This window comes from Ruegeria sp. CF2 (assembly GCF_056537385.1).
The window spans coordinates 1,992,151-2,006,234 of record NZ_JBQFRL010000001.1; the positions used below are offsets into that span (position 1 = coordinate 1,992,151).

Consider the following 14,084-nt stretch of genomic DNA (forward strand, 5'->3'; position numbering starts at 1 on the left):
CGTGTTCTCACGTTACAAAAAACCATCAGGTGCGCAGCCGGTTGCGACCCCTGCGCAAGCCCCCAAGGCTGCCGAAGCCCCGGCTGCTCCGGCAGCGGCACCGTCGTCGTCCACCGCGATTGCCCGCAAACCGGTGGCCAAAACCGCCGCGGAAGCCAAGGGCAACGACCGCGAACGCAAGCGCAAGGAACGGCTGAGCGAAATCAAGATCGAGCTGCACCGGGAACTTCTGGAAAATCTGAATCTGGCGGCTCTGGAAAACGCAGCCGAAGCCGAACTGCGCACCGAAATCAGCGCGATTGCGAGCGAGGTTCTGGAAGCCAAGAACATCGTTCTCAATCGCGAAGACCGGACCCAGTTGAACAAAGAATTGTATGACGAAGTCACCGGTCTGGGTCCACTTGAAACACTGCTTCAAGACGACTCGGTCAGCGATATTCTGGTCAACGGCCCGCATCAGATCTTTGTTGAACGCTTCGGCAAGCTCGAACTGAGCGACGTATCGTTCAAAGACGAAAAGCACCTGATGCGGATCATCGACAAGATCGTGTCCGCCGTTGGTCGCCGGGTCGATGAATCCAACCCCTATGTTGACGCCCGTCTGCGCGACGGGTCTCGTTTCAACGCCATGGTTCCGCCGATCGCGGTGGACGGGTCCCTGGTTTCCATCCGGAAATTCAAAAAAGACAAGCTTGGCATCGACGACCTGGTCAATTTCGGCGCATTTACCGAAGAAATGGCCGCGTATCTTCAGGCCGCCGTCTCCACTCGTCTGAACATCATCGTGTCTGGTGGTACGGGCTCGGGTAAGACGACCACACTCAACGCGCTGTCCAGCTTCATCGATGACGCAGAACGCATTCTGACCATCGAGGACACAGCGGAACTGCAGCTGCAGCAGACCCATGTGGGCCGGATGGAAAGCCGCCCGCCCAACGTGGAAGGCAAAGGCGAAGTCAGCCCGCGCGACTGTCTGAAGAACGCTCTGCGGATGCGCCCTGACCGCATCATCGTGGGCGAAACGCGCGGCGCCGAGGTGATCGACATGCTGCAGGCCATGAACACTGGCCATGACGGCTCGATGACCACGATCCACGCCAACTCGGCCCGCGACGGTATCTCGCGACTGGAAAACATGATCGCGATGGCCGGGATCGAAATGCCGATCAAGGCCGTGCGCAGCCAGATCGCAAGCGCTGTGAACCTGATCGTCCAGGCCAGCCGCCTGCAGGATGGTTCGCGCCGCATGACCTCGATCACCGAGATCACGGGAATGGAAGGTGACGTAATCTCGATGCAGGAAATCTTTAAATTCCAACGAGTTGGCCTGACGCCCGACAATAAGATCATTGGTCATTTCACGGCCACCGGCGTTCGCAGCCACTATTCCGAACGGTTCCGTCTGTGGGGGTATGACCTGCCCGCATCGATCTACGAACCGACGACAATGTAGGAGATCAGGGCATGCAACTGCCAACCGAGGCGCTCATCTATGTCGCGATCTTCGTCGGGGTTCTGGCGCTGGTCGAAGGTATCTATCTGGTGGCTTTTGGCAAATCCATCAGCCTGAACAGCCGCGTCAATCGTCGTCTGGACATGATCGACAAAGGCGTTGGACGCGAACAGGTTCTGGAGCAGCTGCGCAAGGAAATGCAGCAGCACATGAAGTCGCAGAGCATTCCGCTCTACTCGCTGTTGGCCGACAAGGCCCAGAAGGCGGCGATTGCCTTCAGCCCGCGGCAACTGGTCATGATCATGGCGCTGGTGTCCATGGTCGCGTTCATGGGCCTGAGCATCGGCACCAGAACCGACACCATCCTACGTGCGGCTCTGTCGATCGCAATCGGTGTCGGCGCTGTCTATGCCTGGGTCAATCACAAGGCCAAGAAGCGGATGGGCATGCTTGAGGAGCAGTTGCCCGATGCAGTGGAACTGATGGTGCGCTCACTTCGGGTCGGCAACCCTTTCGTTTCGACGATCCAGATCGTCGCGAACGAGGTGCAGGATCCGCTTGCGACCGAATTCGGCGTGATTGCCGACGAATGCGCCTATGGCCGTGACGTGGGCGAGGCGTTGAAGGACATGGCCGAACGTCTGGACATGCAGGATTTGCGCTTTCTCGCGGTCGCCGTTGGCATCCAGCAGCAGTCGGGCGGCAACTTGGCCGAGATCCTTGATGGGCTTGCCAAGGTGATCCGTGCACGGTTCCGTCTGTTCCGCAGGGTCAAGGCGATCACGGCCGAGGCGCAGTGGTCGGGCAAGTTCCTGTCGGGGTTCCCACTGTTTTGCCTGGTTTTCATTCTGGTCAAGGACCCCGGGTATTATGACTCGGTTCTGGACCACAAATGGTTCATTCCTGCCTGTTTTGTCGTGGGGATCATGCTGACGCTGAACCTGATCGTCATGCGCATTCTCACCAACATCAAGGTCTGAGGGCACGACCATGGAATTTCTGACCCAAATCAACGATATGCTGACGGATCAATTGGGCGAGTTCGGCCCGCTGATCGTCGTCGGCGTGCTGGGATTGTTCATGGTTCTGGTGACCATTCCGATCCTTTTGAACCAGCCGGAAGATCCCTTGAAAAAGCTGCAGCGTGCAAATGCTGCACCCAAAAAGGAAAAGCGCGGCAAGAAGGATCAGTTGCGCAACTCGGGCCGGAACGAACAGCTCGAAAAGTTCGCGACCTTCCTCGAGCCGAAAGATGAAGAAGAATACTCGGCCATGGAGCTCAAGCTGCGCCAGGCCGGTTACCGCTCGAAAGACTCCGTTCGGTTCTTCCACTTTGCGCAATTTGCGTTGGGGATCACCGGGATCGTTTTGGGTGTTCTTCTGGTGACCGTGTTTTCAAACGGGCAGGAATTCACCGGCCAGCAAATGATGATCCGCGTTCTGGTACCGGGTGCCATTGGATACTACATCCCCAAATACTGGATCACGCGCCGGATCGAAGAGCGCAAAGAGAACATTATCGCGGGCTTTCCCGACACGCTTGACCTGATGCTGGTCTGCGTGGAAGCCGGTCAGTCTCTGGACCAGGCGATCGTGCGTGTGGCCGGCGAGATGAAGGCCTCCTACCCCGATATTGCCCAGGAATTCGAGATCGTGGCCTATGAGATGAAGGCCGGCAAAGAGAAAGATCAAGTTCTGCGCGATTTCGGCACGCGGTGCGGTGTCCAGGATGTGAGCTCTTTCGTGACGGTGATGATCCAATCGGCCACATTCGGTACGTCGATAGCTGACGCCCTGCGGGTTTATGCAGGCGAGATGCGCGACAAACGCGTCATGCGCGCCGAAGAAGCCGCGAACAAGTTGCCAACGAAAATGACCCTTGCCACAATGATGCTGACGGTGCCGCCGCTGCTGATCATTCTGGTCGGTCCCTCGGCTAAAGGCATCATGGACTTCAGTAACAGAGGCCAATAATCCGATGCCCCCGCGCGAACGGTGCGCCCGCTTCGGGCTCCACCGCCTGATGATAGCCACCGCGGTTCTTGCCGTGGTGGTTTCGTGTACGGACCCAAGTCTTTCGAACGGGCCTTTTGCCCCCGGCGTCGACCCCAAAGGTGGGCCGATTGACGAAATTGCTGTCGGGAACCGATTGATGGCAGCCGGAGAATACGAACTGGCCATGGAATCGTTCACCCGCGCGGCCCTGACGGAAGGGATGACCCCGGAAATCCTGACCTCGATCGGAACCGCCAATCTCGGCCTCAGGCGGCTGGGACAAGCCGAGCCCCTGTTGCGACAAGCGGTCGAAGAAGACCCGGATTGGTCGGTTGCGTGGAACAATCTCGGCGTTCTGCTGATGGAAAAAGGTGAGTATGCCGAGGCCGCGCAGGTCTTCCAAAGGGCTTATGCGCTGGACAATGGCGAAAGTGACGCAATCCGTGACAATCTTCGCTTAGCGCTCGCAAAAATGGAAAATCCTGTTAATAATACACCACAAGAACAAGAATATACGCTGGAGCAGCAAGGGAACGGAGCTTTCCTGCTGCGGAAGAACCAGTAACAGAGGCAAGAGCAGTAAGGGACGCAAAAATGCGCCAACAACTCCTGATTCCGACAGTCGTCGTGTGCGGGCTGATCCTGTCTGCATGCGCAAAAGAAACCGAAGAGGAAAAGGTCGAACGCACGTTCCAGGAAGTGAACGTCATCGACGAGACGAACCTCAACGACGTGATGCTCAATGCGGCTGACCCGAACGAGGCAGTGACCTATTTCCGTGGAGCCGCCGGCAAGAATCCAGATCGGATCGATTTGCAGCGCGGCCTTGCCATTTCGCTGACCCGCGCCAAGCGCAGCACCGAAGCATCGGCCGCCTGGAAGCGCGTGACCGCGATGTCCGGTGCAACGAACGCGGATCGCGTCGATTATGCGGACTCGTTGGTCCGCAGTGGTGATTGGAAGGCGGCAAAGGCAGCGCTGGACCAGATCCCCCCGACCTACGAGACGTTCAAACGCTATCGGCTTGAAGCCTTGGTGGCAGACGCCAGCAAGGATTGGAAGCGTGCGGACCAGTTCTATGAAACCGCAATCGGGCTGACAACACGGCCGGCTGGCGTGATGAACAACTGGGGGTATTCCAAGTTGACCCGCGGCCAATATTCCGAGGCCGAGCGCCTGTTCACCGAAGCCATCCGACAGGACAGTTCATTGTTCACGGCGAAGAACAACCTGGTTCTTGCCCGCTCGGCGCAGGGTAATTATTCCATGCCGGTGATCCCGATGTCCCAGACCGAACGCGCGGAACTCTTGAACACGATGGGCATCTCGGCCGTGAAGCGCGGTGACATCAACACTGCCAAGAACCTGTTCCGGGAAGCCATCGCCACCCATCCGCAGCATTTCGACGAAGCGGTTCGGTCGCTCCGCGCGCTCGAGGAAGCATAAGGCATGGAAATTCCTGCAGTGGCAGCCCAGTGGTTTCTACCATTTGTGCTGCCCATCTGTTTCTATGTCGCGTTCACCGACATGCGGGAAATGAAGATCAAGAACCATGCGGTCACAGCTCTGGCGCTGGTTTTTGTGGTGGTCGGGCTGATTGTGCTGCCACCTTGGTCGGGCGAATGGGTTGGGGCCAGCATCGGGCCTTTGCAGTTTTCTCTGCCGGTCTATGCCTGGCAACTGTTCCATCTGGTGGTCGTGCTGTTTTTTGGCATTCTTCTCAATGCCGCAGGCGCCATGGGTGCGGGCGACGCCAAGTTCTGCGCAGCTGCGGCTCCGTTCGTGTGGGTTGGTGATTTCTTGATGGTGATGGTGATTCTGATGGTCACGACGCTGGCCGCGTTTGCCACCCATCGGCTGGCCAAATACTCCCGCCTGCGCCAGATCGCTCCGAACTGGGAAAGCTGGGATCAGGGCAAGAAATTCCCCATGGGGCTGGCCTTGGGTGCGAGTCTTGGCATCTATTTGATTTTGGGCGCAATTAACGGCTCGTAAACCATCATGTCTGCGCCTTGCCCGCGCCTTGGTCCTGCCACAAAGCTGCGCCAGATTTTCCGCAAGTGGTCCCTTTCGGGACACAAGGATTGACAACTGGATAGACGAGCCGCGCTCATGAACATGCAGACCTCATCCGTTATGGCTCCTCCTGCCCCGAAGGGTCTGGGGGAAATGCAGCTTCCGCTGGTTATGATGCGGGACATCCTTCTGAAGACCGTTTTCCGCAAGAATGTGGACACGGTGAGCGAGATCGCCGCCTCGATCTGCCTGCCGAGTTCGGTGACGCAGGAATTGGTCGACATCGCCCGCGAACAGAAGCTGCTTGAGGCGACTGGGACATTGAACGCCAACAGCGGCAACGAAATGGGCTATCAGCTGACCGACGCCGGCAAGGCACGGGCGTTGGACGCGCTGAGCCAGTCCGAATACTTCGGCGCCATGCCCGTTCCGCTGGAAGTCTACCGCGAGCAGGTCAAACGACAGTCGATCCGGAACATCCAAGTCACACGCGATCAGCTGACCGGCGCCATGGGGCATCTTGTCCTGCCGGACAGCCTGCTTGACCACCTGGGTCCTGCGGTCAGCGCCGGTCGCTCGATCCTGATGTACGGCCCGCCGGGCAACGGTAAGTCTTCGATTTCAAACGGAATTCGGGATGCGTTGGGTGACAACGTCTTTGTTCCGTATGCCATCGAATATGCCGGTCAGGTGATCACCGTGTACGACCCGATCGTGCACACAGCGATCGAGCAAGAGGCTGACGACCCGAACAGCCTGCGCCGCCGCAAGCGGTTCGACACGCGGTACGTCCAGTGTGAACGCCCCACTGTGGTCACGGGTGGTGAACTGTCGCTGAGCATGCTGGACCTTGTCTACAACCCCACGGCGCGCACTTATCAGGCGCCGCTTCAGCTGAAATCGACCGGCGGCATCTTCATCGTGGACGACCTTGGCCGCCAGGCCGAGCCGCCGCAGGCCCTGATCAACCGGTGGATTGTTCCGCTGGAAGAGGGCAAGGACATTCTGGGTCTTCAGTCGGGTGAAAAGTTCGAAGTTCCCTTCGACACACTGGTCATCTTCTCGACCAACTTCCACCCGAACGAGATCTTCGACCAGGCCGCGCTTCGCCGGATCTTCTTCAAGATCAAGATTGACGGCCCGAACCAGGAAAACTTCCTGAAGATCTTCGCCATGGTGGCCCGCAAGCGCGGCATTCCGTTGGACGAGGCCGCGCTGGTACATCTGCTGAAGGTCAAATACCCGACCATCAACAATGTCTATGCGAACTATCAGCCGATCTTCCTGATCGATCAGATGATCTCGATCTGCGAATTCGAGGGCATCCCCTATCAAATGAGCCCGGAATTGATCGACCGCGCCTGGGCGAACATGTTCGTCAAGGACGAGGAAATCGTTAAGTAAGACGGGCCCAAACCGCATTCCGCTTTGTCACCGGGCGGGCTAGTCTGCGCATATGACGCAGATTCCCGCTCGGATTGACACCTGGTTTACAGCCAGGGGTTGGTCCATCCACCCGCATCAACAGGCCATGATCGACCGGGCGCAGGCCCCGGCGACGCTGTTGATCGCGCCCACGGGCGGCGGCAAGACGATGGCCGGGTTCCTGCCCTCGCTGATCGAACTGGCCGAGGAGCATGAGGGGCTGCACACGATCTATGTCTCGCCGCTCAAAGCGCTGGCCGCCGACATCAAGCGCAACCTGCGCGGCCCGGCTGACGAGATGGGCTTGCCGATCCGGATCGAGGATCGCACCGGCGACACCACCCCCACCCAGAAGAAACGCCAGCGCGTAGACCCGCCGCATATCCTGCTGACGACACCGGAAAGCCTGGCGCTGCTGACGTCCTACGAAGATGCGCCACGCATGTTCCAAGGCGTCCAGCGCGTGATCGTGGACGAGATACATGCGCTGGCCGACAGCAAGAGGGGCGATCAGTTGATGCTGGCGCTAGCCCGGCTTCAGACCCTGTGCCCCGATCTGCGGCGCGTGGGACTGTCGGCGACGGTCGAGGACCCGGACGCCATCGCGCGTTTTCTGGCCCGCCACCCCGACCCTTGCGACTTCGTTCTGGCCGACCCCGGCCCCGACCCCGATATCGCCATGCTGCAAACGGCCGAAATGCCGCCTTGGGCCGGGGGCGGCGCGGCCTATGCCATTCCGGCGGTACTGGAGCAGGTCCGGCGGCACAAGACGACGCTGATCTTCCACAACACCCGCGCCCAGGCCGAGATCTTCTTTCACAACCTGTGGCTGGCCAATGACGAAGGCCTGCCCATCGGCATCCACCACGGCAGCCTCGACCGGCAACAGCGCGAACGGGTCGAGGCGGCGATGGTCCGTGGAGACCTGCGCGCCATCGTCTGCACCGGCAGCCTCGATCTGGGGATCGATTGGGGCGACGTGGATCTTGTGATCCAGATCGGCGCACCCAAGAACGTCAAGCGCCTGGTCCAGCGGATCGGGCGTGCCAACCACCGCTACAACGCGCCGTCCAAGGCTCTGCTGGTGCCTGCCAACCGGTTCGAGGTGGTCGAATGTGTTGCCGCGCTGGAGGCCGCACGCGCGCACGATCTGGACGGCGAGCCGCGCGGCCCCGGCCCGCGTGACGTCTTGTGCCAACACATCCTGATCGCGGCCTGCGCCGGGCCGTTTGATGCCGATGCCCTTTATGTCGAGGTCACCTCGGCCGGTCCCTATGCCGATCTGACCCGCGCGGCCTTCGATGCCTGTCTGGAGTTCTGCGCAACCGGTGGCTATGCGCTGCGGGCCTATGACCGCTGGCAACGCCTGCAACAGCGCCCCGACGGGCTGTGGCAGCTGCGCGACCCGCGCGCGGCGCAACGCATCCGCATGAACTTGGGCACGATCCAGGACAGCGACACCCTGAAAGTCAGGCTGAAACGCAACCGGGGTGGCAAACCTTTGGGCGAGGTCGAGGAGGCCTTTGCCGCATCGCTGACCCCCGGCGACACCTTTCTGATCGGCGGTCAGATCGTGCGCTATGAAGGGCTGCGCGAAACGGTTGTCGAGGTCACGCGCCGTGCCGACAAAAAGCCCAAGGTCGCCACCTTTTCGGGCACCAAGTTCGCCACCTCGACCCAGCTGAGCGACCGCATCCTGCGGATGTTCGCACAGCCCGACTGGCCGCAGTTGCCCGAACATACGGGTGAATGGCTGGACCTGCAGCGTCGGATGTCGCGGCTGCCCGGGCGTGACCGGCTGTTGATCGAGAGCTTTCCCAATGACGGCCGCGAAAACCTGTGCGTTTACGGCTTTGCCGGACGCAACGCGCAACAGACGCTGGGCCTGCTGCTGACCAAACGGATGGAGGAAACCGGGTTGGCCCCGCTGGGCTTTGTCGCGACCGACTATGCGACGCTGATCTGGGGACTGGACGCGGTGACCGACCCCAGCCCCCTGTTCCAGATCGAGGCCCTGCGCGACGGGCTGGACAACTGGCTGGCTGGCAACGCGGTGATGAAACGCACCTTCCGCGCCTCGGCCACCATCGCCGGGCTGATCGAGCGCAACACAGGTGGCCAACGCAAAAGCGGGCGACAGGCGACCTTTTCGTCGGACATCCTGTACGACACGCTGCTGAAATACGACCCTGACCACCTGCTGATGCAGATCACCCGCGAAGAAGCCATGCGCGGGCTGGTCGATTTCGGACGGATCGAGGCCATGATCGCGCGCATCGGCGACCGGATCGACCTGATCCGGCTGGACCGGGTGTCACCGCTGGCGGCGCCGTTGCTGCTCGAGGTGGGAAAGGTCCCGGTCAAGGGCGCGGCCGAAGAGCGGCTGCTGGCCGAAGAAAGCGCCCGTTTGTTGCGCGACGCCGGCCTGGAACCCGCCTGAAGAAACGACTTGCAAATCACGTCCCGACAGGCAAAGAACGGACCATGAACAGCCTTGAATTTTCGTTTGCGGGTGCCCGACTGCACGCCATGGGATCGGGCGCACTTTGGTGGCCGGCGCACGATCTTCTGTGTGTTTCGGACCTGCACTTGGGCAAGTCGTCTCGGGTCGTCCGGCGGGGCGGACCGGCCCTGCCCCCTTATGACAACCGAGAGACACTGTCCCGGCTGGCCGCCGATCTGGACTCGACCGGCGCCAAGACGGTGGTTTGCTTGGGGGACAGTTTCGATGATCTCGAAGCCTCGGAAATGCTGAGCGATGCAGATCGGCTCGAGATTTCTGCGCTGCAGGCCGGGCGGCTCTGGATTTGGATAGAGGGCAACCATGACCCGGGTCCCGTCGCGCTGAGCGGAACTCATCTGGCCGAGTGGAGCCAAGACGACCTGGTCTTCCGCCATATAGCGGAACGCGACGCGCAAGGCGAAGTTTCAGGGCATTTTCACCCCAAGGTCCGGCTCAATGCGCGGGGCCGCATGATTTCGCGCCCGGCCTTCTTGTTCGACAGGTGCCGGCTGATCATGCCGGCTTATGGAACATATACCGGAGGGCTGCGCAGCTCGGATACCGCGTTGTCTCGGCTGATGCAGCCGGACGCCCGCGCCATTCTGACGGGCCCGCAGCCACAGCTGACGGCGATGCCGCGTTAGGCGACAGCTGGTTCAGATCACACCGTCTTCTTCCAGTTTGGGTTTGTACTTGCGGCTGACGGGAACCAGATCATCGTTCCGAAGGCGCAGGTAGGTTTTGCCGTTGTTTTTCTGGATTTCCAGAATGGCCGCGTCCGTAACCCAATGGGATCTGTGGGTACAATGGCCCGAAATCGGCTCCATCTCAGCAATCGCGTCAGTAAAGCGCGACCGGATCGTATAGGTTCCGCTGGTGGTAACCACATCAACGTAGTGATCCCGGACCGCTAGCCGCAAGATATCACCACGAAACCCATCCGGCAGACGACTCACCAGACGGGGTTGGGGTGCTTCGATGACCTCGTCGTTTTCAGGCGGGGCTTCGCCTTTGCTGACCAGTACCAGTCCTGTGCTAAACAGCGCACCGTAGGTGCCGACTGCCAGCAAGCCGGGGGCATCGTGGCCACTGGCAGCGCACAGGATCCACGTCAGGATCCACAACGCGGGCGTGAACAATACAAGGATCACTAAGGCAAACGCCACGTCCCGGACCGTCAGTCCGACATGGTCCAAACGATCCTTCACCAACTGCCGAGATCCCCACGTTGCCACAACCGCCAGGATCATCACTCCTGCCCAGAACGCCAGGCGTACGGAGAAGGGCAGATCCATTTCTCGGAACGGTGGAAAAGTATAGGCGAGCAACGGGATGAACAGAATACCGGCGACCACCCTCTGAGGCGTGCATTCTGCAATGAATGGGCTCAGTTTTGACAACATATCAAAATCAATGAGCAGCCTTTCGGGACCCAGCCCTTGTCCCTCAGACGCCCACTTATTCACTTCGTAACCGGCTGGAAACTCAAGCTTATCACGAAATGTCAGACAATCAAACACGTTTGCGGCGTGCTAGTGGGGGTCGTTTCATCCCCACGTTGGCCCCGGGGCGGACGCTCCGCCCCAGGGCCGCCAGTGGTCAGGCCGTCAGGCCTTCGGGCTCGGGCAGGCCGTTCGACCGGCAACAGGCCGTCAGAGTGTTGGCCAACAGGCAGGCGATGGTCATCGGACCAACACCACCGGGAACCGGTGTAATAGCGCCTGCGCGCTCGGCCGCGCTTGCATAGTCCACGTCGCCGACCAGCTTGGTTTTTCCATCACGCTCGATCCGGTTGATGCCAACGTCAATGACGGTGGCACCCTCCTTGATCCAGTCGCCAGGTACCATCTCGGGGCGGCCCACCGCGGCCACGACGATATCGGCGCGACGCACGACATCGGGCAAGTCTTTGGTACGGCTGTGCGCGATGGTCACGGTGCAGCTGTCGCCCAGCAATAATTGGGCCATCGGCTTACCCACGATGTTCGACCGGCCGATCACCACCGCATCCATGCCGGACAACGAGCCATGATGATCGCGCAACATCATCAGGCAGCCCAACGGCGTGCAGGGAACCATGGACTTCTGACCGGTGCCCAACAGACCAACGTTCGAGATGTGGAACCCGTCGACATCCTTGGCCGGGTCGATCGAGTTGATTACCAGGTCCTCATTCAGATGTTTGGGCAGCGGAAGCTGGACCAGAATGCCATGCACCGCGGGATCGTTGTTCAGCTTCTCGATCAAGGCCAGCAGATCTGCCTCGGACGTGTCGACATCCAGCTTGTGCTCGTATGAGTTCATGCCCACTTCGACAGTCATCTTGCCCTTGGAGCGGACATAGACCTGGCTGGCCGGATCTTCGCCGACCAGGACTACTGCCAGACCGGGGGTGATGCCGTTTTCTTCCTTGAGTTTTGCAACCTGGTCGGCGACGTGCGCGCGGACCTTGGCCGCAAAGGCCTTGCCGTCGATGACTTGAGCTACCATCCTTTGATCCCTTCTTTCAAAAAACGGATCGGGCGCGAAGGGCGCCCGGTCATTCAGTCAGGGCCGAGCACGTTCTCCTCGCGCGCAATCGACCAATCAATCAAGATGCGCCAAAGCCTTTCGGTCAGATCGGGGTCCATGCCCACCTCAACCGAGTTTGAACGCACCTTTTGCACCACGTCCTCGACACGCTCGGGTATACGGGCCGGCAGGCCCTCGCCCGGTTTCAATTCGGACGCGCGATCGATGTAGGTTGCGCGCGTCGCCAACAGTTCGATCAGTTGGCGGTCTAGCTTGTCGATCTGAACCCGCAATTCCTGCATGGAATGACAGTCCTGCGGCAGTGTCAGAGTGGGCATCGCAATCTCCTCATGGCCCGGGGATTCCCCGGACCACGAGATGTCTTATTCAGCGGCTTAGAACAAGCCCTCGATCTGCCCTTCGTCGTTGAGGCGGATTGTCTCAGCCGCCGGTTTGCGGGGCAGACCGGGCATGGTCATGATCTCACCGCAGACCACCACGATAAAGCCGGCACCCGCCGACAGGCGCACCTCGCGCACCGGAACCGAATGGCCGGTAGGCGCGCCGCGCAGCGACGGATCGGTCGAGAAGGAATACTGTGTCTTGGCCATGCAGACCGGCAGGTTGCCGTATCCGGCAGCTTCCCATTCCTTCAGCTGGTTGCGGATCTTGGCATCGGCCAGAACCTCGTCGGCGCGGTAGATGCGCTTGGCGATGGTCTCGATCTTCTCGAACAGGGACATTTCGTCAGGGTAGATCGGCGCAAAATTCGCGGTACCGGCATCAGCCAGTTCAACGACTTTTTTTGCCAGATCTGCAGATCCTTCCGAGCCCAGTTCCCAATGCCGCGACAGAACCGCCTCAACCCCATGTTCGGCGCAGTAGTCCTTGACCGCCTGAACCTCGGCATCGGTATCGGTGACGAAGTGGTTGATCGCCACGACGACCGGCACGCCGAACGATTTCACGTTTTCGATGTGGCGGCCCAGGTTGGCACAGCCCGACTTTACCGCGTCGACGTTTTCCGCGCCCAGATCGGCCTTGGCCACGCCGCCATTCATCTTCATCGCGCGAACCGTTGCAACCAGAACCACGGCCGACGGCGCAATGCCGGCCTTGCGGCATTTGATGTTCATGAACTTCTCGGCGCCCAGATCGGCCCCGAAACCGGCCTCGGTCACGACATAGTCGGCCACCTTCAGCGCGGTCTTGGTCGCAATGACCGAGTTGCAGCCATGCGCGATGTTGGCGAACGGGCCGCCATGCACGAAGGCCGGGTTGTTTTCCAGCGTCTGGACCAAATTGGGCTGCATCGCGTCCTTCAGAAGAACGGTCATCGCGCCTTCGGCTTTGATGTCGCGGCAGTAAACCGGGGTCTTGTCGCGGCGGTAGGCCACGATGATGTCGCCCAGGCGCTTTTCAAGATCCTTCAGGTCGTTGGCCAGGCACAGGATCGCCATGACCTCGGACGCGACGGTGATGTCGAAACCTGCTTCACGCGGGAAACCGTTCGACACGCCCCCCAAAGAGGCCGTGATCTGGCGCAGGGCGCGGTCGTTCATGTCGACGACCCGGCGCCAAACGACGCGGCGGGTATCGATTTCCAGTTCGTTGCCCCAATAAATGTGGTTGTCGATCATCGCCGACAGCAGCGAGTGGGCCGAGGTGATGGCGTGGAAGTCACCGGTGAAGTGCAGGTTCATTTCTTCCATCGGCACGACCTGGGCATAGCCACCGCCCGCGGCGCCCCCCTTCATGCCGAAGTTCGGACCAAGCGAGGCCTCGCGGATACAGATCATCGCATTCTTGCCGATCCGGTTCAGGCCATCACCCAAACCGACGGTTGTGGTGGTCTTGCCCTCGCCCGCGGGCGTCGGGTTGATTGCAGTCACAAGGATCAGCTTACCATCTTCGCGGTCCTGGACCGAGTTGATGAAATTCTGGCTTACCTTGGCCTTGTCATGGCCGTATGGCAGCAGGTCGTCGCTCGAGATGCCGATTTTTGCACCAATCTCCTGGATTGGCTTCTTGTTCGCCTCGCGAGCGATTTCAATGTCGGATTTGTAGCTCATTGGGCAAGATCCCTGATTGAATTCCGTGCAAAACCGACGCCGCGCGTCGGTGCTGTCAAATCCATACCGTTGTGTACGGTTTGAATGGATGTGGATTCCGACATTTTCA

At 60.1% G+C, this 14,084-nt stretch carries 13 protein-coding genes; 9 read left to right on the forward strand and 4 right to left on the reverse strand.

The features are described from left to right. Window position 1: 1 nt before the first annotated feature. The 9 genes from ACR0IR_RS09980 (at window position 2) to pdeM (ending at window position 10,036) form a co-directional block, all read left to right on the forward strand. Entirely contained in the window at window positions 2-1,453 is a 1,452-nt protein-coding gene (locus ACR0IR_RS09980) for a TadA family conjugal transfer-associated ATPase (RefSeq protein WP_170362933.1), read from the forward strand. A gap of 11 nt (window positions 1,454-1,464) precedes the next feature. Further along, window positions 1,465-2,433, forward strand: coding sequence for a type II secretion system F family protein (locus ACR0IR_RS09985; RefSeq protein WP_170362931.1), 969 nt, complete (start codon window positions 1,465-1,467; stop codon window positions 2,431-2,433). 10 nt (window positions 2,434-2,443) lie between these two features. Continuing rightward, window positions 2,444-3,427 carry a type II secretion system F family protein gene (locus tag ACR0IR_RS09990; RefSeq protein WP_170362929.1) on the forward strand — a complete coding sequence of 328 codons (984 nt, stop codon included), beginning with the start codon at window positions 2,444-2,446 and terminating at the stop codon, window positions 3,425-3,427. Window positions 3,428-3,476: 49 nt separating this feature from the next. Continuing rightward, on the forward strand, window positions 3,477-4,013 hold the full coding sequence (locus tag ACR0IR_RS09995; RefSeq protein WP_254441510.1) for a tetratricopeptide repeat protein: 537 nt from the start codon (window positions 3,477-3,479) through the stop codon (window positions 4,011-4,013). Between the two features lie 29 nt (window positions 4,014-4,042). Next, on the forward strand, window positions 4,043-4,894 hold the full coding sequence (locus ACR0IR_RS10000) for a tetratricopeptide repeat protein (protein WP_170337527.1): 852 nt from the start codon (window positions 4,043-4,045) through the stop codon (window positions 4,892-4,894). A gap of 3 nt (window positions 4,895-4,897) precedes the next feature. Further along, window positions 4,898-5,443, forward strand: a complete 546-nt coding sequence (locus ACR0IR_RS10005; protein ID WP_170362926.1) for a prepilin peptidase — start codon at window positions 4,898-4,900, stop codon at window positions 5,441-5,443. A gap of 117 nt (window positions 5,444-5,560) precedes the next feature. Then, a complete protein-coding gene (locus ACR0IR_RS10010; RefSeq protein ID WP_093962764.1) occupies window positions 5,561-6,868 on the forward strand; it encodes a P-loop NTPase family protein in 1,308 nt (435 codons plus the stop codon). Window positions 6,869-6,920: 52 nt separating this feature from the next. Then, a complete protein-coding gene (locus tag ACR0IR_RS10015) occupies window positions 6,921-9,329 on the forward strand; it encodes a ligase-associated DNA damage response DEXH box helicase (protein WP_170362924.1) in 2,409 nt (802 codons plus the stop codon). A gap of 44 nt (window positions 9,330-9,373) precedes the next feature. Then, the gene (pdeM, locus tag ACR0IR_RS10020; protein ID WP_170362922.1) at window positions 9,374-10,036 is read left to right on the forward strand and encodes a ligase-associated DNA damage response endonuclease PdeM; all 663 of its coding nucleotides are present in this window, start codon (window positions 9,374-9,376) and stop codon (window positions 10,034-10,036) included. 12 nt (window positions 10,037-10,048) lie between these two features. Here the strand turns inward: pdeM and ACR0IR_RS10025 are convergent, their stop codons facing one another. The 4 genes from ACR0IR_RS10025 to ACR0IR_RS10040 all read right to left on the reverse strand — a co-directional run bounded on the left by ACR0IR_RS10025 (window position 10,049) and on the right by ACR0IR_RS10040 (window position 13,975). Beyond that, on the reverse strand, window positions 10,049-10,912 hold the full coding sequence (locus ACR0IR_RS10025) for a LytTR family DNA-binding domain-containing protein (protein WP_342355366.1): 864 nt from the start codon (window positions 10,910-10,912) through the stop codon (window positions 10,049-10,051). Between the two features lie 79 nt (window positions 10,913-10,991). Then, a complete protein-coding gene (folD, locus tag ACR0IR_RS10030) occupies window positions 10,992-11,882 on the reverse strand; it encodes a bifunctional methylenetetrahydrofolate dehydrogenase/methenyltetrahydrofolate cyclohydrolase FolD (protein ID WP_170362920.1) in 891 nt (296 codons plus the stop codon). A 53-nt stretch (window positions 11,883-11,935) separates the two neighbouring features. Next, a complete protein-coding gene (locus tag ACR0IR_RS10035; RefSeq protein WP_170337522.1) occupies window positions 11,936-12,241 on the reverse strand; it encodes a chorismate mutase in 306 nt (101 codons plus the stop codon). 57 nt (window positions 12,242-12,298) lie between these two features. Continuing rightward, complete coding sequence (locus tag ACR0IR_RS10040) at window positions 12,299-13,975, reverse strand: formate--tetrahydrofolate ligase (RefSeq protein ID WP_170337521.1); 1,677 nt, start codon at window positions 13,973-13,975, stop codon at window positions 12,299-12,301. Window positions 13,976-14,084: the final 109 nt, after the last annotated feature.